13 protein-coding genes and 5 pseudogenes are annotated in these 19,688 nt (G+C 61.5%); 14 read left to right on the top strand and 4 right to left on the bottom strand.

All coding sequences use genetic code 11. The features are described 5' to 3' along the window. Positions 1 to 26: 26 nt before the first annotated feature. From AC0L3B_RS25905 to AC0L3B_RS25870, 8 genes and pseudogenes are all read left to right on the top strand, one after another. Positions 27 to 1,316 carry a cytochrome P450 gene (locus AC0L3B_RS25905; protein WP_473381287.1) on the top strand — a complete coding sequence of 430 codons (1,290 nt, stop codon included), beginning with the start codon at positions 27 to 29 and terminating at the stop codon, positions 1,314 to 1,316. Position 1,317: 1 nt separating this feature from the next. After that, positions 1,318 to 1,614 carry a ferredoxin gene (locus tag AC0L3B_RS25900; protein ID WP_473381286.1) on the top strand — a complete coding sequence of 99 codons (297 nt, stop codon included), beginning with the start codon at positions 1,318 to 1,320 and terminating at the stop codon, positions 1,612 to 1,614. Next, positions 1,601 to 2,449: an SDR family oxidoreductase gene (locus tag AC0L3B_RS25895; RefSeq protein WP_473381301.1), complete on the top strand. Its 849-nt coding sequence runs from the start codon at positions 1,601 to 1,603 to the stop codon at positions 2,447 to 2,449. The genes AC0L3B_RS25900 and AC0L3B_RS25895 overlap by 14 nt, the downstream gene beginning before the upstream one ends. Further along, on the top strand, positions 2,446 to 3,789 hold the full coding sequence (locus AC0L3B_RS25890) for a cytochrome P450 (protein ID WP_473381285.1): 1,344 nt from the start codon (positions 2,446 to 2,448) through the stop codon (positions 3,787 to 3,789). The genes AC0L3B_RS25895 and AC0L3B_RS25890 overlap by 4 nt, the downstream gene beginning before the upstream one ends. A 106-nt stretch (positions 3,790 to 3,895) precedes the next feature. Continuing rightward, positions 3,896 to 4,894 carry a polyprenyl synthetase family protein gene (locus tag AC0L3B_RS25885; RefSeq protein WP_369726187.1) on the top strand — a complete coding sequence of 333 codons (999 nt, stop codon included), beginning with the start codon at positions 3,896 to 3,898 and terminating at the stop codon, positions 4,892 to 4,894. Between the two features lie 307 nt (positions 4,895 to 5,201). Beyond that, positions 5,202 to 6,752, top strand: coding sequence for a hypothetical protein (locus AC0L3B_RS25880; protein ID WP_473381284.1), 1,551 nt, complete (start codon positions 5,202 to 5,204; stop codon positions 6,750 to 6,752). Continuing rightward, complete coding sequence (locus AC0L3B_RS25875) at positions 6,749 to 7,651, top strand: terpene synthase family protein (protein WP_473381283.1); 903 nt, start codon at positions 6,749 to 6,751, stop codon at positions 7,649 to 7,651. The genes AC0L3B_RS25880 and AC0L3B_RS25875 overlap by 4 nt, the downstream gene beginning before the upstream one ends. Before the next feature lie 19 nt (positions 7,652 to 7,670). Beyond that, positions 7,671 to 7,902: pseudogene (locus AC0L3B_RS25870) on the top strand (type 2 isopentenyl-diphosphate Delta-isomerase); the annotation flags it as partial. A gap of 10 nt (positions 7,903 to 7,912) precedes the next feature. On the opposite strand, the pseudogene AC0L3B_RS25865 reads toward AC0L3B_RS25870, so the two are convergent. After that, a pseudogene (locus tag AC0L3B_RS25865) lies at positions 7,913 to 8,164 on the bottom strand (MFS transporter); the annotation flags it as partial. 518 nt (positions 8,165 to 8,682) lie between these two features. Here AC0L3B_RS25865 and AC0L3B_RS25860 point away from each other — a divergent pair. Continuing rightward, entirely contained in the window at positions 8,683 to 9,270 is a 588-nt protein-coding gene (locus tag AC0L3B_RS25860) for a GNAT family N-acetyltransferase (protein WP_473381282.1), read from the top strand. Between the two features lie 466 nt (positions 9,271 to 9,736). Here the strand turns inward: AC0L3B_RS25860 and sbmA are convergent, their stop codons facing one another. Continuing rightward, a complete protein-coding gene (gene sbmA, locus AC0L3B_RS25855) occupies positions 9,737 to 10,951 on the bottom strand; it encodes a peptide antibiotic transporter SbmA (RefSeq protein ID WP_473381281.1) in 1,215 nt (404 codons plus the stop codon). Positions 10,952 to 11,702: 751 nt separating this feature from the next. Here sbmA and AC0L3B_RS25850 point away from each other — a divergent pair. Both AC0L3B_RS25850 and AC0L3B_RS25845 read left to right on the top strand, forming a co-directional pair. Beyond that, a pseudogene (locus AC0L3B_RS25850) lies at positions 11,703 to 12,445 on the top strand (outer membrane protein). 358 nt (positions 12,446 to 12,803) lie between these two features. Further along, positions 12,804 to 12,863 (top strand): annotated as a pseudogene (locus tag AC0L3B_RS25845) (hypothetical protein); the annotation flags it as partial. Positions 12,864 to 13,216: 353 nt separating this feature from the next. Here AC0L3B_RS25845 and AC0L3B_RS25840 read toward each other — a convergent pair. After that, positions 13,217 to 13,803 (bottom strand): annotated as a pseudogene (locus tag AC0L3B_RS25840) (transposase). Positions 13,804 to 14,437: 634 nt separating this feature from the next. Here AC0L3B_RS25840 and AC0L3B_RS25835 point away from each other — a divergent pair. From AC0L3B_RS25835 to AC0L3B_RS25825, 3 genes are all read left to right on the top strand, one after another. After that, the gene (locus AC0L3B_RS25835; protein WP_473381280.1) at positions 14,438 to 15,184 is read left to right on the top strand and encodes a YqcI/YcgG family protein; all 747 of its coding nucleotides are present in this window, start codon (positions 14,438 to 14,440) and stop codon (positions 15,182 to 15,184) included. A gap of 187 nt (positions 15,185 to 15,371) precedes the next feature. Then, complete coding sequence (locus AC0L3B_RS25830) at positions 15,372 to 16,619, top strand: APC family permease (protein ID WP_473381279.1); 1,248 nt, start codon at positions 15,372 to 15,374, stop codon at positions 16,617 to 16,619. Beyond that, positions 16,616 to 17,719 carry a radical SAM protein gene (locus AC0L3B_RS25825; RefSeq protein WP_473381278.1) on the top strand — a complete coding sequence of 368 codons (1,104 nt, stop codon included), beginning with the start codon at positions 16,616 to 16,618 and terminating at the stop codon, positions 17,717 to 17,719. Before AC0L3B_RS25830 ends, AC0L3B_RS25825 begins: the two co-directional genes overlap by 4 nt. Positions 17,720 to 18,040: 321 nt before the next feature. Here the strand turns inward: AC0L3B_RS25825 and AC0L3B_RS25820 are convergent, their stop codons facing one another. Continuing rightward, positions 18,041 to 19,597, bottom strand: a complete 1,557-nt coding sequence (locus AC0L3B_RS25820) for an ISL3 family transposase (RefSeq protein ID WP_473381277.1) — start codon at positions 19,595 to 19,597, stop codon at positions 18,041 to 18,043. Between the last annotated feature and the right edge of the window lie 91 nt (positions 19,598 to 19,688).

The following is a 19,688-nucleotide window of genomic DNA, read 5'->3' as shown; positions in this document are numbered from 1 at the left end:
GATCAGCCAGCCAACAGGTGACCAAGATGGACGTGCAACAAACCACGGCAGCATGCCGGGACGCCTTCGCAGAACTGGCGTCGCCAGCGTGTATCCACGACCCGTATCCGTTCATGCGGTGGTTGCGCGAGCACGATCCGGTGCATCGCGCGACCTCGGGCCTCTTTCTGTTGAGCCGCCACGCCGACATCTGTTGGGCGCTCAAGGCCACGGGCGATGCATTGCGGGGACCGGCGCCAGGCGAACTTGCGCGCTATTTTCCGCGTGCGGCGACCAGCCTGTCGCTCAATCTGCTGGCGTCCACGCTGGCGATGAAGGACGCACCGACGCATACGCGTCTGCGCCGGCTGATCTCGCGCGATTTCACCATGCGCCAGATCGACGACCTGCGGCCGAGCATCGCGCGCATCGTCGCAGCGCGCCTGGACGGCATGACGCCCGCGCTGGAGCGCGGGGAGGCGGTGGACCTGCATCGGGAATTCGCGCTGGCCTTGCCCATGCTGGTCTTCGCCGAACTGTTCGGCATGCCCCCGGACGACATGTTCGGGCTCGCCGCCGGCATCGGCACCATTCTGGAAGGCCTGAGCCCGCACGCCAGCGATCCCCAGCTCGCCGCGGCGGATGCGGCCAGCGGCAGGGTGCAGGCCTACTTCGGCGACCTCATACAGCGCAAGCGCACCGATCCCTGCCACGACATCGTCTCGATGCTGGTCGGCGCACACGACGACGATGCCGACACATTGTCGGATGCGGAGTTGATCAGCATGCTATGGGGCATGCTGCTGGGCGGTTTCGCCACCACTGCTGCGACCATCGACCATGCGGTCCTGGCGATGCTGGCGTATCCCGAACAGCGGCACTGGTTGCAGGGAGACGCCGTGGGGGTGAAGGCATTCGTCGAAGAAGTCCTGCGCTGCGACGCGCCCGCCATGTTCAGCTCCATTCCGCGTATCGCCCGGCGCGACATCGAGCTGGGCGGCGTGGTGATCCCGAAGGACGCGGACGTGCGCGTGCTGATCGCGGCCGGCAATCGCGACCCGGGCGCCTTCGCCGATCCCGATCGCTTCGATCCCGCGCGGTTCTACGGCACCAGTCCTGGCATGTCGACGGACGGGAAGATCATGCTGAGCTTCGGCCACGGCATCCACTTCTGCCTCGGTGCGCAACTCGCCCGGGTGCAGTTGGCCGAGTGCCTGCCGCGGATCCAGGCGCGCTTCCCCACGCTGGCATTGGCCGAGCAGCCGACCCGGGAGCCCTCCGCATTCCTTAGGACATTCCGCGCGTTGCGGGTGCGGCTGCATGCAAATGGGGGCTGAGATGCGCGTCGAGGTCGACCAGGATCTGTGCGGAACCACCGCGCAGTGCGTGCTGACGCTGCCGGGCATCTTTCGCCAGCGCGAACCGGACGGCGTGGCCGAAGTGTGCGCGGCGACGGTCCCGCAGGCGCTGCACGCCGCCGTGCGGCTCGCGGCCAGCCAGTGCCCGGTGGCCGCCATTCGGGTCATCGAAGGCGACGCTACTGATGACGAGCGCGCCAGCGCCGACCCTGCGCCTTCTCCGGCCGAGGCCGAGCGGCATGCCGCGAAAGACCGAGGACACGATGGGACGGTTTGAAGGCAAGGTGGCCGTAGTGACCGGCGCCGGCGCCGGCATTGGCAAGGCATGCGCGCTTGCCATCGCGCGCGAGGGCGGCAGAGTGGTGGCGGCCGACATTGATGGCTCGGCGGCCATCGCCTGCACCGCGCAGATCGCGGCCGAAGCGGGCCACGCGCTGGCCCTAGCCATGGACATCGCCGATGCGCAGGCCGTGGCAGTGCTGTTCGAGACGGCGGAGCGGCACTTCGGTGGCGTCGAGCTGCTGGTGAACAACGCGAGCGCCATGCATCTGACCCCGCGCGACGGCGCGATCCGCGACCTGGATCTGGCGGTCTGGGATCAGACCATGGCGACCAATCTGCGCGGCACGCTGCTCTGCTGCCGGCAGGCCATCCCACGGATGATCGCCCGCGGCGGTGGCGCGATCGTCAATATGTCGTCATGCCAGGGGCTCAGCGGTGATACCGCGCAGACGGCCTACGCCGCGTCTAAGGCGGCGATGAACATGCTCTCGGCCTCGCTTGCCACCCAGTACGGTCAAGCGCAGATCCGCTGCAACGCGGTTGCGCCGGGTCTCATCATGACCGAGCGTCTCCTCGCCAAGCTGGACGAGTGCAAGCAACGGCATCTGCGCCGGCACCAGCTCCTGCCGCGCATCGGCCGCCCCGAGGACGTGGCTGCGCTGGTGGCGTTTCTGCTCTCCGACGATGCGGCGTTCATCACCGGCCAGGTCGTGTGCATCGACGGCGGCATGCTGGCGCATGTGCCGACGTACGCCGACGGTGGCAACAGCCGCGTCGCGCGGCGTGCCGGCGACACCGCCGAAGCGGCCGCGGCGCCGCGCTGCGGATGAACATGCTGCTCAACCCGCTAAACCGTCGGCACCGGCTGCGGCTCGACATACCGGTCGTGCCCGGCGCTTTCCCCCTGGTCGGGCATCTTCCCGCCATCGTGTGTGACCTGCCGAGCTTGCTGCGGCGCGCGGAACGGACGCTGGGCAGCCACTTTTGGCTGGATTTCGGCCCTGCCGGACACCTGATGACCTGCGTGGATCCGGATGCGTTCGCTCTGCTCCGGCACAAGGACGTGTCCTCGGCGCTGATCGAGGAGATCGCGCCCGAATTGTTTGCCGGAACGTTGGTCGCCCAGGACGGCGGCGCGCACCGGCAGGCGCGCGATGCGATCAAGGCGGCGTTCCTGCCCAAGGGGCTGACCCAGGCCGGCATCGGCGACCTGTTCGCGCCCGTCATCCGAGCGCGGGTGCAGGCGTGGCGCGACCGCCGGGAGGTAACCATCCTGCGCGAAACCGGCGACCTGATGCTCAAGCTCATCTTCAGCCTGATGGGAATCCCCGCGCAGGACCTGCCGGGATGGCATCGCAAGTACCGGCAACTGCTGCAGTTGATCGTCGCGCCCCCGATCGATCTGCCCGGACTGCCCTTGCGGCGCGGCCGCGCCGCCCGCGACTGGATCGACGCGCAGTTGCGCCAGTTCATCCGAGACGCGCGTGCGCATGCCGCGCGTACCGGGTTGATCAAGCACATGGTGAGCGCCTTCGATCGAAGCGACGATGCGCTCTCCGATGACGTCCTGATCGCCAATATCCGCTTGCTGCTGCTTGCCGGTCACGACACCACCGCCTCGACGATGGCCTGGATGGTGGTCGAGCTGGCGCGCCAGCCTATGCTGTGGGACACCCTGGTCGAGGAGGCGCAACGCGTCGGCGCGGTGCCGACCCGGCACGCGGACCTGGCGCAGTGTCCCGTCGCCGAGGCCCTGTTCCGCGAAACGCTGCGCGTGCATCCGACGACCACGCTCCTGCCGCGTCGCGCGCTGCAGGAATTACAACTCGGCCAGCGGCGCATTCCCGCGGGCACCCATCTGTGCATCCCGCTGCTGCATTTCTCGACCTCGGCGCTGCTGCACGAGGCCCCTGATCAGTTCCGCCTGGCGCGGTGGCTGCAACGCAGGGAGCCGATCCGGCCGGTGGACATGCTGCAGTTCGGTACCGGCCCACACGTCTGCATCGGCTACCACCTGGTATGGCTGGAACTGGTGCAGTTCTGCATCGCCTTGGCGCTGACCATGCACAAGGCCGGGGTGCGGCCGCGGTTGCTGAGCGACGGGGAAAAAGGCCGGCGCTATTACCCGACCGCACATCCGTCCATGAAAATCCGCATCGGATTCTCATGAGCTGGCATCGCTTGCGCCGGTGTGGCGAGGCAGCCACGCCGGCAATACCGCGGCGGCTCGCCACTCGCCGTGGCCGTCTCCTGTCAGGTACAAGGACATAAACGACATGCAGACCGGTTACACGCAACACGACGGACGAACTGGTGTTTCCGCGCTCGGCGGATTGGGCGCGCAGGGGCGCGGCGCATCCGGCAGGCTGCTTCCGGAGATCTGGATGCAGGACGGCGCAAAACGGGTCGAACAGGCGCTGGCGCGTCTTCTCTGCGCCGAAAACGACGGTGGGACCGAGCTGATGTCGGCGATGCACTACGCCACCTTGAATGGCGGGAAGCGCACCCGCGCCTTGCTCTGCATGGCTGCCGGCGCATTAGCCGACACGCCGGCGCATATGCTCGACGACGTCGGCGCCGCCATCGAGATGATGCACGCCTGTACCCTGGTCCACGACGACCTGCCCGCGATGGACGACGACGTGCTTCGCCGCGGCCTTCCGACCGTGCATGTCAAGTTCGGCGAAGCCACTGCAATCCTTGTCGGCGATGCGCTGCAGGCGCACGCCTTCCTGACCTTGGCGAGCCTGGATGGGCCGGGCGACAACCGTATCGCGCTCGTGCGCGAACTGGCGCAGGCAGTGTCCGCCGAGGGTGCCGCAGGCGGGCAGGCAGTGGATCTGTCGCTGGTCGGAAAGCACGTCGAGCTGGACAGCATCCTGGCGATGCACCGGATGAAGAGCGGAGCGCTGGTGCGCGCGTCCGTTCGCATGGGCGCGCTATGCGCCATCGCGGACAATGCTGCACACGCTGCGCTGTACTCTGCGCTCGATTGCTATAGCGCCTGTTTCGGCCTGGCATTGCAGGTGGTCGACGACATTCTCGATGCGACAGCAGATACGGCGACGCTGGGCAAGACCCCCGGCAAGGACGCGGCGGCGCAGAAGCCGACCTGCGCGTCGATCATGGGGCTGCAGGCTGCGCGCCAGTTCGCGCTGGATCTGTTGCGCGACGCCGGGGAGGCCATCGCCCCGCTTGGGCCGCGTGCGGAACGGTTGGCGCAGATGCTGCAGCGGGCCAACGCGTATCTGCTCAAGCACACGCCATGCGCATGAGCGCGCCCGTCCGCATGGAGTCGCTCCTGTGCCGCTGCCATCGACCGGCGGCAGCCGTGCATGCTGCACTGTGTCCGAGTCCGCGGCGCCGATCGCAGCGATTGCCCAGCACGGCCGCAGCGCCCGCGGCGGGCTACGCGCAAGCCTATGCGGCGGACCGGCGCCAGGATCGGGGCACCTCGCCGCGCCGGAGCAGGGCGGCCGTCCGGCGCTGCCCATGCGCGGGGCCGCGACGGGCCTGCGGCGACGCGCGCGGCGTCTGCCCGATCCTGGTTCTCGTCAACGGACTGGAGAAGGAGCAGGGCGCGTGAACGCGCGGTCGGAACAGATCCTTTCCGAATTGCGCCACTTGCTGAGCGAGATGAGCGACGGCGGCAGCGTCGGTCCGTCCGTCTACGACACGGCGCGAGCTCTGCAATTCCACGGCAACGTCACCGGTCGGCAGGACGCATATGCGTGGCTCATCGCGCAGCAACAGGCCGATGGCGGATGGGGAAGTGCGGACTTCCCGCTGTTCCGCCATGCGCCCACGTGGGCGGCGTTGCTGGCATTGCAGAGTGCCGATCCTCTTCCCAGCGCTGCCGACGCGGTCCAGGCTGCAACCCGGTTCCTCGAACGCCTGCCCGATCCCTACGCGCATGCGGTGCCGGAAGACGCGCCGATCGGCGCGGAGCTGATCCTGCCGCAGCTTTGCGCCGAGGCCGCATCCTTGCTGGACGGCGTGGCGTTTCCGCGCCACCTGGCGCTGTTGCCGTTGCGGCAAGCGTGCCTGGTCAAGCTTGGGGCAATGGCGACGTTGCCGAGCGGCCATCCGTTGCTGCACTCCTGGGAAGCCTGGGGGACGTCGCCGAGCACCGCATGCCCGGATCACGACGGCAGCATCGGTATCAGTCCGGCGGCCACCGCCGCCTGGCGTGCGCAGGCCGTGACACAGGAGAGCACGCCGCAGGTCGGGCGCGCCGACGCGTATCTGCAGGCAGCATCGCGCGCGACGCGCAGCGGCATCGAAGGTGTCATTCCCAACGTCTGGCCGATCAATGTGTTCGAGCCATGCTGGTCGCTGTACACCCTGCATTTGGCCGGGCTGTTCACACATCCCGCGCTCGCCGAGGCGGTGCACGTGATCGTCTTGCAGCTCGACGCCCGCTTGGGCGTGCGCGGTCTGGGCCCGTCCTTGCACTTCGCGGCCGATGCGGACGACACCGCGATTGCGTTGTGCGTCCTGCGCCTTGCAGGCCGCGAGCGGGCGGTCGATGCGTTGCGCCATTTCGAATGCGGCGAGCTGTTCGTCACCTTCCCCGGCGAGCGCAATGCCTCGGTGTCGACCAACATCCATGCCCTGCATGCGTTGCGACTGTTGGGAAAGCCCACTGCCGGCACCACCGCCTACGTCGAGGCCAATCGCAACCCGCAGGGTCTATGGAACAACGAAAAATGGCACGTTTCGTGGCTGTATCCCACCGCGCACGCGGTAGCAGCGCTGGCGCAAGGCAAGCCCCAGTGGCGCGACGAGCGCGCGCTGGCGGCGCTGCTGCGGGCGCAGCGCAACGACGGCGGCTGGGGCGCCGGTCGCGCGTCCACATTCGAGGAAACCGCCTATGCGCTGTTCGCGTTGCACGTGATGGACGGGAGCGAAGAGGCGACAGGGCGCCGGCGCATCGCGCAGGCGGTGGCGCGTGCGCTGGAGTGGATGCTCGCCCGCCATGCGGCGCATCCATTACCGCAGACGCCGCTGTGGATCGGCAAGGAACTGTATTGCCCCACGCGGGTCGTGCGCGTGGCTGAACTCGCCGGCTTGTGGCTGGCGCTTCATTGGGGCCAACGCGCCCTGGCCGAGGCAGCAGGAGCGGTGCCATGATCCAGACCGAACGCGCGCTGCAGCAGGTGCTGGAGTGGGGGCATTCCCTGACCGGGTTCGCCGATGAGCATGCCGAGGAAGCGGTCAGGGGCGGCCAGTACATCCTGCAGCGCATCCACCCGAGCCTGCGCGACGCCAGCGCCCGCACCGGCCGCGATCCGCAGGACGAAACGCTGATCGTGGCGTTCTATCGCGAACTGGCGCTGCTGTTCTGGCTCGACGATTGCAACGACGTTGGCTTGATCGCGCCGGAGCAGCTCGCGGCGGTGGAGCAGGCGCTGGGGCAGGGCGTGCCGTGCGCGCTCCCCGGATTCGAGGGCTGCGCTGTGCTGCGCGTCTCGCTGGCCGCACTCGCCTACGATCGTCGCGACTATGCTCAGCTTCTGGACGATACTCGGCGCTACTGCGCGGCGCTGCGCGCCGGACACGCGCAGGCGGCAGGGGCGGAACGCTGGTCCTACGCCGAGTACTTGCGCAACGGCATCGATTCGATCGCCTACGCGAATGTGTTCTGTTGCCTGTCGTTGCTGTGGGGGCTGGACATGGCGACCTTGCGCGCGCGTCCGGCATTTCGGCACGTCCTGCGGCTCATCTCCGCGATAGGGCGCCTGCAGAACGATCTGCATGGACGCGACAAGGACAAGTCGGCCGGCGAGGCCGACAACGCGGCGATCCTGCTGCTGCAGCGCTATCCGGCTATGCCTGTGGTGGAGTTCCTCAACGACGAGCTGGCCGGCCATACGCGCATGCTGCACCGCCTGATGGCGGAAGAATGCTTTCCCGCGCCGTGGGGAGCGTTGATCGAGGCCATGGCGGCCATCTGCGCGCAGTACTACCAGACCTCGACCAGCCGCTACCGCAGCAACGCCGCGGGTGCAGGCCAGCGTGCGCCGGGCTGAACGCGCGAAAGGCGGCGGCGTGCGCCCGCTGCCGTCGGTCCGATCCGACGCAACGCCGTCGCCCGATGCAGCGAGCATGGGCGGCACCGCCCTGCGCCGGTGCAAGGACGACTATCTGGACATCGTGCTGGATCGGCGAACGGCGCCGGTCACGCTCGCCGACGGCTGGAAGTATATCGCTTTTCGAACACTGCGCATTGCCCGACTTGGACCTGACGCAGATCGAGCGCTGCGCCTGGCTGCTGGGCAAGATCGTGGCGCGAAGCGGCGTCCATAGCGGTCACCGAGGAACCGAGTACGCAACGATCCAAGCGTCATGCCGACGAAGGTCGCGGAGATGAGCACCGCATTCTGGGCGAGGGTCCAAAACCTAGTCTTCAGCATCACGCTCAGCACGGTACCGGCAATGTAGATGTCGAAACCCTCGAAAAACATTCCGATGCCGATCAGCAGCATGATGCGGCGATGGAATTGCCCGACCAGCAGCCGATCAAGACGAGTGCCTGCGTTCACGGATGTCGACGTTGACGATCACTGCGGTGAGGCCGAAGGAGGAGTCGTTGGCAATCCTTAGGGCAGAGACATTGCTTGACCGAATGCTAAGCACCTACCTGGGTTGGCAGGTTCCAAATTATACTGCGGCGCTTAGAGTCGTCGGCGAATGCAACTCGCAAGATCTGGTGAAACAAGATCACCTTGTAACTCAAATCGTCCTTTTCGCTGCTTTCGGAAGGCTGCCAGAGTTGCCGACGCCGATGAAATGAGCCCTTCCTTTCGGAAAGGGCAGGATCCAGATGACGCTCTCATGCCCGAAAGCACGACTCCTCGCCAGATCCAGCTCCAAGGGTCTGAGGCTCCAGCGAGGAAGCTTCCGAAGCGGCCGTCGAAAGCGGCCTTCTGAGGCAGGATGAGAGCCGGAGACGGAAACTAAAGGCATCCGATGAATCTTCGGGGGCTCATCCACTCCGCTCACGTCCGAAGGTATCGGTCCTGTGCTCCAACCTGCAACTCTGCGTTTGAAAAGCGGTCTCATGACAACGGAGCCGGGCGTCACCTCGACGAACGCAAGCGTTCGGGCAAGAATCGTCTGGACAATTGTCCTCGGCTTCGCCGCCGATCCTCTGATGCGTTGGAGTTGGCCGGACCCTGGGCAATATGTTGGCAACATGACTCAGTTCATCAAGGCCTGTGGCGGACGAGCATTCCAGCACGGCACAGCGTACGTCACGCGAGACAGTCGCGCCGCGGCCCTGTGGCTGCCTCCCGGCGTGCAGCAGGATGAGGATGCGCTGGACGCTATCATGGCGCTGTCCCTGCGACCGGAAATCAGCGAACATATGGCACACCTACGCCAGGGAATGGCCGAACATCATCCCTGCGAGCCACATTGGTATTTGCCCCTGATCGCTGTCGATCCGAACTGGGCCGGACAAGGGCTTGGCACATTGCTGATGAAGTACGCTCTTCAACGCTGTGATGAGCAGGGCATCGCTGCCTACCTCGAAAGTTCGAATCCTGAAAACATTCCCTTTTACCAACGCCACGGTTTCAAGATTATTGGAGAGATACAGCACGGTTGCTCACCGCCACTTACGCCGATGTTGCGAAAGCCGTATTGAGCGGAATTCGGAGATGCTTCGCATGCTGCGGCCCCCGAGCGTCCTCGGAGACGCCGAACTGAGGCGCATTGCCGCATCCGGATTGTTACTGGACAACTTCTCGCCGGTGATTGGCCGGGCGCCATCGAATTGCTCCGGTGGCCTCTAGGGTGGGAAAGATCGGCTGGCGCGCGGCGGCAGGTGGTGTCGGCCGCAACGGATCGTTACCGGTCGGCCAACCTGGCGGAAAAGAGGCGCATCCTCGATGCGATATGCGCGATGACGGGCGGGCATCGCAAGCATGCGGTACGTGCAATTCGGGCACGCGCAACCGTTGGACCCGGGCCCGTCGAGGCACCGCGAGAGCGCAAGCGTCGATATGGCGCTACGATCAAGGACGCGATGACCGCGCTGTGGGAGGCGTCGGATCGGTTGTGCGGCGAGCGGCTCAAGGGCCGGGTTTCGTCACGTACTACAGCTACGCCAATCATGAGGCTGGCTCATTTTGTGCCTCGATTGACGGCAGTAGCCCACCGTGGATCTTTGCCTCAAAGCTCCGCAGCCGCTGATAGATCGAGATTAGTTCGACGATCGTGCTCCAGGAGTTGACGAGATACTGAAACGAGGTTCGCACTTGCGTGAATGCGTTGAGGATTTGATTCATCGCGCCGAGGGTGATCTTGCCCGCGATGATTGTAGGCGCAAGCAGCAGATAAGGAAAGATGACGTCAGTCTGCAGATAGACGATCCGGCCGATATTAAAGTACATGAAATTCAGATAGAGACGGAAGTAATTCCTGCGAATGTCGCTAAACAGCACGCTCAATGTCGGAGCATTGGCACGCGCCGCATTATCCTCGCCGAGCACCAGCTCCTTGCGATAGGCCGCTTCGACCCGCTGGTTGAAAAATTCAATTCCGGGCAGACGGATGCCGATAAGCGCGAGAACGCCGGTACCCAGGATCGACCAGATGACTGCGGCGAACACCAGCGGATAAGGAATAGAGCCGAACAGAGGCAGCTCGGTGACGTTGCTGGACAGCCTCACCAGAACCGGCAGGAAGGCCAACAGCGTCAGCACCGCGCTGATGAGATTGACGCCCAGACCTTCCATGGTGCTGGCAAAACGCATGGTGTCTTCCTGGACACGCTGGGAGGCGCCTTCTATCGTGCGCAGCCGTGGCCAGTTGGCGACATAGAAATCGTTCATCGCCGTGCGCCAGCGGAAGATGTAGTGGCTGACGAAAAATCGTGTCATCACGCCGACCACGACGGCCACGAGCGCGATGCCGGCAAAGGTCGACAATTCGTTGTAGAACTGCTCAACCGTGACCGGCGCCGACTTCGAAAGCGCAGCCTGGATCAGGTCGTAGAAAGGCCCATACCAGCTGTTGATCGCGACTGAGACCTGGACCTGAAAGTAAGAGGTGAACAGGATCAGCGCTGAACCAAGAATGGACCAAGTCGCCCAGGGATGCGGGGCAAATAACATCCATGCAGCCGCGAACACCGTAACGGTCAGCGCAAAATAGAGATCAAACCACAGCGCCGAGACCGACCAGAACGTCGCAAGCCCACCCGGCTTGTCCGGGGATTGAAAGAGATTGCCGGCAAATCCATACCAAAACGCCATCGCCAACGCAGTCCACAGAACTGACGACGGAAAGAATAAACGTGGCCGCGGGAAGAATGAGACGAACATGCTCGCTGTCCTTTATCGACCTAGAATTTCAGCTCAGAAGATGAACTCACCGCGGTCATTGGCCACCTCGTTCCTCGCAAGAGGCTACTCGCACGCTCACCCAAGCGCTCGCGCAAGGGTCATGGAGGATCCAATATCCGGCGGCAAGCGCAGGAACGATCGGCCAGCGTTATCGGCGGTCTGGGCATTGGCGGTGTGGTAGGAAGCCTCGGGTGGAGAACGGCTCGCTGAACCAATAAGCAAAATTCTTCGGGCCGCATCCTTCATCCGCCGACGGCGGAGGTTGTCATTCGCATGCTCTGTCGAGCGCGGACACAGCGGAATCTGCGACGAACGGGGCAGCATCTGCAGGACATTGATTCAATCGAATAGACTTCATCTGATCTCTAGGGCCGGTGGGTGCAACACGAGCATGGTCGTAACGGGGTCTTTAGTGGCGGCACGGGAGAAGAGCAAGAGTTTTGCAAACCGCTTCGCTCTTCTCACTTGCGGTGTGGCTTGCCACGATCTGACTTGCCGTACGCTTACTCCGCTGAAATCAGCGGGCCCGCTGTTCGCAGTCTTACGCAATCTACGCTCGCGCGCGAAGGAGCATTGCAACGTTGTTGGAGATGATCTGCGACGCCGTAACCTGACGCAGCGTTCGGTTCACGCATTTGTTTCGGCGCAAATGTTGCGATGCAGTTACAGCAATTCGCGCCACATTATTAAGACGCACGAGGCTCGGGGCACTCAAGACATGAGAGTAGAAATGAAGAACTTCTTGCTTACGACTGTGACCATTGTGGCGCTTGGCGCGGTGGCGCCCGCATCCGCTGCAGACCTGGCTGCGCGGCCTGTCCAACCTCTCTACTCCGAAGCTCCGCAGCCTGTCGCGGCTGCAATTTACGACTGGAGCGGCCTTTACGTCGGTATGAACGGCGGCTTGGGTTCAAGCTCGAATTGCTGGGATTACAATAGCCGCACGCATGAGGGCTGCCATGATGCGACCGGCATGACCGTAGGTGGTCAGATCGGCCAACGATGGCAGATCGGCCACATCGTGCTGGGCGTTGAAGGCCAGGGGAACTGGGCTGATCTGAGCGGATCCAATATCAGCATCCCGTTTTCGGACGTCAACCGAGCAAGATTGATGCGTTTGGTACGGTGACGGGCCAGATCGGTTACGCGTTCGACAACCTACTGTATTACGTCAAAGGTGGCGCCGCAGTGACGAGCAACACCTACCAGGTCAAGTCCGTAATCTCGGGCGTGCAGCTCGCGAGCTCCAATACCAGCCCTTGGGGCGCTACTGTGGGCGCCGGGATCGAATTCGGGTTCGGGCCGAACTGGTCGGTGAGCGTCGAATACGACCACTTGTTCTTGCGGGATGCCGACGTGAACTTCGTCGTTGCTGCTGGTTCACTGGGCGCCGATCGCATCCGACAGGATCTCGATCTTATGACTGCACGTCTGAACTACAAGTTCGGTGGTCCGACTCTTCTCAAATATTGATCTGTACTTAAGTCAGTGGATCGAAGGCCCCTGCCCACGGGCAGGGGCCTGTTTTGGGTGCGCCAGGATGGCGCGGAGCGCCGCGACTGGCGCGGTTGACCGGGTTTCAATTACCCATAACTATCTCCTCTCGAACCGATCCGCTGATCGGCAAAATCTTGAATCGGAAGAATCACTTGTGGTTCCTTGCTGAGCACCTGATTGGCGAGGGGGCTCTATGGGGCTCACATTGAGGGATCGATCGGCAAAAAGCCGTTTGCGATTGTTAGGCGGTGAACGTTGCATCGATCGAGAGACTAGGGGATGCTAGTTTAGGACGCGCGGCTCGGCGACAGATTCCGCAAACTGCTCACGCAGATTGGAAACGCTTTGGGACAAATATCCGCTCGTCTGCCAGGATTGGGCGAATACGAAAGCAGCCTATCGCCTCTTCTCTAATGACCGGGTCAGCGAAGCGGACATTCTGGCTGGCCACTTTCAATTGACGCGTGAGCGCACCATTGCCACCGGCGGTCCGGTTCTGGTGCTCCATGATACGATCGAGTTCAGCTATCAAAGAGAGAACTCAGACGCGATCAGAATCACCAAGAGCATAAACAGCGGCCGGGACAAGGCGGGCCGGCTGAGATCGCACACGGTTTGCGGCATCCTGATGCACTCGAGCCTGGCCGTGACGACTGAAGGGCTGCCGCTTGGACTGACCGCCGTCATATTCTGGACCCGGAAGAAATTCAAGCCGACCGCCGCGCCCAAGAAGACTAAGATCCAGATTCAATTGAGCCAATATGCGACGAGAGCGAAGATGCACAGCGGCCAAGAAATTCCGGGCGAGCTTGTCATACCGCGTGGCGATGCGCCGGAAGTCCTTGCGCCTGCAAAAGCAGCGTTCGAGACGTTTCGGCCTTTGTAGGCGCATTTGTTGCAGCGCTGGATGAAAACACGGTTAGATTTATAGGGGATCACGGGTTTGGCGCCGCCACGAATGATTTCGCTGCGAAGCTTGTCACCGTCGTGCCCTTTGTCGGCGAGGAGCGTTACTCATGGCTGGCGCGAGCACCAGGACACCGGGAGCCGCCGCGATATCGGCATCCTGGCCTGCCGTCCAGATGCAGGACGACCGGCCGGGACAGCACAACCCCATCTTCACCAGGCTTGGCCAGCGCTTCGAAAATTGCGCACCATCGTCCTCGCTTCGCCCAGCGATTGAAGCGATTGTAGATCGTAGTGTTAGGGCCGTACTCATGCGAGCAATCGCGCCATCGCGCACCCGATTGCAGCATGCGAATGATGCCGCTGATGGTGCGCCGGTCGTCGTCCCGATCCGGCCCTGTCAGTCTCGTCAGCAGATGCCGTTCGATAGGCGCCCATTGCCTGCGGCGGCGATGTGGGACAGGTCGGTCAGGAGCAGAAGGGCACCATCCACACGCTGTTCGGCATTCTTCATCGCGGCCGATCCGTTCGCTGGTTGCGCGATGTCATCCCGATCGGGTCCGGCCTCGCGACGTTCGCTGTCGGCATCATGCTGGGGCTACAGCCAAGCAAAGCGAAATCAATCTACAAAGCTGTGGCCCGAAAACAACCATCTGTGAGGTTGCCTACATGTCGGAGCTTCGACGCGTAGACTTCCGAGAGGGTCATCAGAGCGATCTCGTTGTCCCAACATAACTTTCTCGTATGGCACGACGCTTGCTGGGCTATCCGCAAACGCGCCACGCGATCGACTGAGGAGAAATATCCCATGACGAGTTCACCAAACATGGGCTTGCGGCCCTGAAAAACTGCGCTTTTCGCAGCGGCTGCGCATTCACTGCATATTTGCCGTTTTCGTCCCCAGAGCTTGATTTACGGTCTGGCGGGCTGAGCGGCGCGGGCACCATGTGAGCGGTGTCGCCGGATGATAGCTGCCGATGGAGCGTCACATACATGCGGCATACCCGAGCTGCGAGCCATCGCGGCTCAATCCATTGCCACGTAGATAGAAAGCGAACGCGCATGCTGATCAATCAGGGTGAACTCGCCAACCTCACTGAAAGGTTTTCGTGGGGCCACGCAGTGGTTTCGTACATTCTATCGAAGTTTGAAACTGGGGCAGGAACCCGCGCTGGTTTCCCTTGCGTCTTCGGGCAGAACGCCGTGAAGCAAGGCAATCTGCGCTTCCTTTTCATCCCGTACGATCTTGAAAACTCACAATATGAGCTGGACCGTTTCGGTTGTGGCTTACGCACTTACGTTGAGGAGATCGATCTCGACGCTCTCGAAATCAACCACCATCGTCCACTACTTGTTCTCTTTGAGCCGGTCGCCAGACTTACGACCACCGATCACTTCAAGGAGGTCTTCATCGAAGCGATGCAATTTCTGATCAATGAAGATCGGCGACCTTGGCCCGTGCACGTGTCCAAAGACCCTACGCACCACACGTTCACGATGTGCTTTCACGGCTGTGAGCTCTTCGTGAACGTAAGTCATCCAGCACACCTTCTTCGCAGGAGCAGAAACATGGGCGCCGGGCTGGCCTTTGTCATCAATCCTCGCAAGATCTTCGATATCGCGGCTCCCGCCAATCGGCGAGGCAGAGCTGTTACAGCACAGATCAGACGCAACATTGATATCTACGATGACGTCACACACAGCCCATTCTTGGGATCATACCTTCTAGGTGAGGCGCAGTGGCCGCAGTACATGATCCCCGACAACAACGAGGATCCTCCCGTCCAGTGCCCTCTGCACTTTGTTTGATTGGCGCGCGTCAATCAGTTCGACCGTCTCTCGGCCGAGACAGTGAGTGCCGTCTTTGGGCACAGGTGATACGGCGAACAACGCTCTTCTGCCGTCGAGGACATAGGCAGATCGAGTAGTTGTGAAGGGGCGGCGGCGGTCGCGACCTACAGTTGACGCCCTTCTCGTTCAGAGGACCAGTGCTAACATGAAAGCCAGAGCAAGCCTCCCCGGACACCTGGGACCCGTCTCAGGCATTTTGCTCATAGTCACTGTGATCCTTGGATCCGGCATTCTTGTGATCCCGGGACTTGTGTTCGAAAAACTAAGGGAGGAGAGCATCTATGCTTGGTTAGCATGTTCGCTGCTCTCCGCGCCGATCATGATAACAATGGTCATTCTAGGTAGTGCATATCCAAGCGCTGGTGGGGTGGCATACTATGCCAAGCTTGCATTTGGACGGTACCTAGAGTGGCTGGTAGCACTGCTCCTTTTCGGAGCGACGGTATTGGGTTTGCCATCCATCGCGATTGTGGGCGCGACCTACCTACAGAAGTTGATCGGCTCCAGCGTGGATATTCATCTCCTTGCCGCGCTGTTCATTTTGCTTGCTTCCTTTTTTGCTCTGTCCGGTGGACAGACCCTCTCCAGGGGCGTATGGCTCGTGGGTTGTTCATCATTGTCGCTTTTGGTAGGCGCGCTCGTTGTCCTAGTCACGCTAGCGATGCAGACTAACGGTGTCCGCCTCAGTCGCCCGACAAACCTTTCGTCGATTGCAGGTCAGATCCCACTGATCTTCTTCTCTTTCAGCGGCTGGGAGATCGCGTCCCACTTGGCTGCGGATTTTCGAAATCCCAAGACGAGTTTTGGGCTAGCAATGATCTTTGCGTTTATTGTGGTTTGCAGCGTGTACATGGGCAGTGCAGTGCTCGTGCATGTCGCCGATATTAAATCAAACTTTGGTACGCCAATATTTCAGGCCGCAGCGCAAGTCGCACCAACTGCACCAGATTGGCTGATTCCATTGCTTGGGGTATCGCTCATTGCTGCCAATCTCTTCGGATCAGTTGTGGCCATCTCGCGGCTTGTTGTTTACCTATCTTCGCAACGCTTTCTTCCCGCCGGCCTGGGCCAGTTTCGCAATGGCGCACCGCGCAACAGTGTATACTTCGTGGCTGCTTCTCTAGTTGCAGTCGTGGTCGCTGACCAGATTGGGTTGCTAAATATCGAAACTATGTTCCGCTTGGCCGCGATGAATTTTCTCGCCATTTACGTCATTTCGGCGCTGGCGCTGGCCAGGTTGCGCCGGAGGCTGGTTTCATGGCTCCTCGCCGGCTCTATTGTGATTCCCTCTGTGCCGATCATACTTAGCGCCACGTCGTCTCTCCTCTATATCGCATCGGCGGCTCTCATTTGCTATTGTTTGAACCTCAGCAACCGAGCGAGATCGTTATGAACCAGCGCCACATCAACGAGGTTTTTAGGGCCATCTCTTTGAAGGAGGGCCTACTACCCGTGAAAGTCACGCCGTTCTATGAAAAGAAGATCAAGGAAGAAGTTGAGGCCTTGGGCAATCATCTAGGGCCGCTTCACCGAGTGTCCTTTCCAACACGGGACCGAATTTCGATGAGGGCTCCCAACGAGGTAAAGGACTTCGTGGACGACAGATCAAATGCGTGTGGCGAAGTGAACAAAACTTCCATACTTAGAAAGTACGCAGACCGCGTGCTCTTCGTAACCACCTCGAAGTGCTTTGGGAATTGCCAGTACTGCTTCCGCACGGACGTGCTTAGCGAGAACGCTTTGATTGACGAGTCAAGTGGAGGAGATGCGGACTTGTGCCGGCTGATTGAATACCTCCGCAGCCAACCTGAGGTCAGTGAGGTGATCCTCTCAGGTGGAGATCCGTTGATGCTGCCGGCATCCCGGCTGAAGGCAATCATCGAAGGAATTGGACTGGTTCCATCGGTGAAGTCAATCCGAATTCATACGCGGGCGATCGTCTATGAACCGAGAGCGTTCACGCCAGAGAAGATTGACCTCTTTGCGAGGCATGGCCTTCGCATCACCTTCCACATAGTGCACCCATACGAAGTTTGTGAGGAAGTCTCCGAAAAAATCGCGGAGCTTCGACATCACAAGATTAGGCTCTACAATCAACTTCCGCTGCTGCGAAACACCAATGATCATCAACTAGTGCTTCATCGGCTCTTGGAAACGCTCGATGGGCATGGCGTGCGTAATCTATCAATATTCATTCCGGATCCTATCAACTTCTCCGCGGCCTTTCGCGTTCGTTTGGCTCGCGTCTGGCACATTGCCGATCAACTTAACTTGTTTTCACCATCATGGATCAACTCAACGCGCTTTGTGTTCGACAGCAACCGCGGAAAGGTGAGGCGAGAACATTATATTGAAACGAATATCGAAACAGATGTCGCCATCTTCCTGCGCGACGGAAATTCAGTTCCTTTTCCGGATTTCCCTGAGCATCTTGATGTCCCCGGAGAGGTCGAGGCCATGCTGTGGAAGGAAAATAGAAAACAGCAAGTGTGAATAAGGTCGGCTGCAGTCAATTAATGCCTCGATCGGCGGAGCGCTAAAGAGGCGGTTTGATCGGCCGCAGGTTCATCGGGCCGTTGCTTTCGGTGCAACAGAGTTAGTCGTTCTTGAAGAACTTCCAAGTCATTGAGCGGGAATCCTGTTTTCTGACGAGGGGGAGATTGCTGGCTTTCGGGCTTTGACGGGCCAAAAGTTTGTAATTGTGCTTGTGAGGATTCCGTCGAATCGCGCGGCGTGATTCCTTCGGTCGGATCGGAGGGTGTCATTCGGCCTGCAATATTGGCTCTGACGCATATTCGATGATCGTGTTTGTTTTTAAGGCGCGCCAATCAGCCTAGCCTGAAGGAGATCGAGCTTAGCGCGCCCGTACATCTGCCGCTTGACCAGCTTGAGCTTGGTGATCTGAGCTTCCACTTGGCCATTGGACCATGGTTGCGTGATAGCCGCGTGCACCGCGCCCTTGTCGTTGGCGATGCCATTCGCGAACGAACCAATGAGGCTCCGTTTGGATTCATCTATCCAAGGTTCGAGCTCGATCTCGGCCCTCTTTCGGATCATCGCGTGGAAGCGGCCAACGAGAGCGTTGGCATCGGCCAGCATAGGGACGCTTTGTTCAATAGCGGCAACCGTGACGGTCTCGGCCTTGGTTAGGTGGTCCCGCTTCATCGTCATCAACTGCGCTATCGTCCGGGCGGCGGGGACCCTCTGCAATTGTTGGCGGCTGATGGTCTCGGCGCGTCGCCGTCGCGTGGCCCATTCCGCCACCACGCGCAGCGATCCCTTAAAGCCTTGCCCTCTCAAACGGCGCCAAAGTTCGGCACCGTTACGACAGCCGCCTGACCATTGCGCGTCCAGGAACGGCAGGTGCCCATCCAGGGTGCTTTGACGGGTGCGGAATATATCCGTACCGCCGCCGCGACTAATTTGGCGAACCAGGTTGCGACTATGTCCTGTGCGGCGGACGATCTCCTTGAACGGCACACCGTCGCTGACAAGAGCCGCTATTGCGGCATGGCTGTCCTGGCGCCGCAGATAGCCCTGATAGCGAAGCTTTTCCGCGCAGGTCAGCAGTTTAAGATCGATCGTCGTCGCCCCGATTGCGGTTCGGATTTTGCTCATGGAGCGGCGCACCGCATCAAGGAAGGCCGCGCTCGCGTTTTCCATCAGATGCCAGCGGTCGGCGACCTGGATGGCGTTCGGCAGCGCCTTGGCTGCTGCCTCGCCATATCCACCACCGCGATCTCGCGACACAATGTTGATGCCTGGGTGCTTCGACAGCCACGCCTGAACGGTCGCCGTTTCCCGGTCGGGCAGCAAGGCAACGATCCGCCGACGCTCCAAATCGCACACGATGGTCCCGTACCGACGATTTCTCCGGAACGCCCAGTCGTCGATACCCACAACAAGCAATGGATCCATCGGCATCGCCGTCCGCCGGCGGACCACCCGCAGCAAGGTATCGTTGCTGACAGGCAGCATGAGCCGCTTGGCGAAGCTTGCCGCCGGCCGGCCGCCGAGCGCCAACCCCAGGTGATGGACGATGTGTTCGAGCCGTGCCGTCCGACGCCGTCGCAGCGGAACGACGTCTTCTCCGAACCGCTCTGTGAAGATCCGACGGCGGCAATGCGGCACCTCACATGTGAAGCGCCGCGTGAGCAATCGGAGGCGCACCTTTCTGCCCGCTGATGGCAAATCGGCCACGTGCCGGATGTAACGGCTATGGACTCGGCGCGATGCTGTCGCGCACAAAGGGCATTGGGCCTCCGCAGCCTCTGACCGAACAGCCAGAATAATTGAATCCTCTGAATCACTTACGCCATCAAAGACCAAACCACTCGGTACTAGCGATGAAATTCGAAAGCCTGTCCGCATGGCGCCGATTCTCCGTTGAAGAACCACAGTCGCCGGCGAACTTCATCAGAAATGAGTCAGAGCCAAATTTGAACGCCGATTGACAGGAGGG

It is taken from the genome of Bradyrhizobium sp. Kon56 (assembly GCF_055807635.1).
This window is presented reverse-complemented; position numbering and strand designations above follow the sequence as displayed.

Coding starts and splice junctions, on each gene's coding strand:
- AC0L3B_RS25895 (WP_473381301.1), top strand. CDS start 1,601: ATGGGACGGTTTGAAGGCAAGGTGGCCGTAGTGACCGGCGCCGGCGCC.
- AC0L3B_RS25860 (WP_473381282.1), top strand. CDS start 8,683: ATGACAACGGAGCCGGGCGTCACCTCGACGAACGCAAGCGTTCGGGCA.
- AC0L3B_RS25835 (WP_473381280.1), top strand. CDS start 14,438: ATGCTGATCAATCAGGGTGAACTCGCCAACCTCACTGAAAGGTTTTCG.
- AC0L3B_RS25900 (WP_473381286.1), top strand. CDS start 1,318: ATGCGCGTCGAGGTCGACCAGGATCTGTGCGGAACCACCGCGCAGTGC.
- AC0L3B_RS25830 (WP_473381279.1), top strand. CDS start 15,372: ATGAAAGCCAGAGCAAGCCTCCCCGGACACCTGGGACCCGTCTCAGGC.
- AC0L3B_RS25905 (WP_473381287.1), top strand. CDS start 27: ATGGACGTGCAACAAACCACGGCAGCATGCCGGGACGCCTTCGCAGAA.
- AC0L3B_RS25820 (WP_473381277.1), bottom strand. CDS start 19,597: ATGCGGACAGGCTTTCGAATTTCATCGCTAGTACCGAGTGGTTTGGTC.
- AC0L3B_RS25885 (WP_369726187.1), top strand. CDS start 3,896: ATGCAGACCGGTTACACGCAACACGACGGACGAACTGGTGTTTCCGCG.
- AC0L3B_RS25875 (WP_473381283.1), top strand. CDS start 6,749: ATGATCCAGACCGAACGCGCGCTGCAGCAGGTGCTGGAGTGGGGGCAT.
- AC0L3B_RS25890 (WP_473381285.1), top strand. CDS start 2,446: ATGAACATGCTGCTCAACCCGCTAAACCGTCGGCACCGGCTGCGGCTC.
- AC0L3B_RS25825 (WP_473381278.1), top strand. CDS start 16,616: ATGAACCAGCGCCACATCAACGAGGTTTTTAGGGCCATCTCTTTGAAG.
- sbmA (WP_473381281.1), bottom strand. CDS start 10,951: ATGTTCGTCTCATTCTTCCCGCGGCCACGTTTATTCTTTCCGTCGTCA.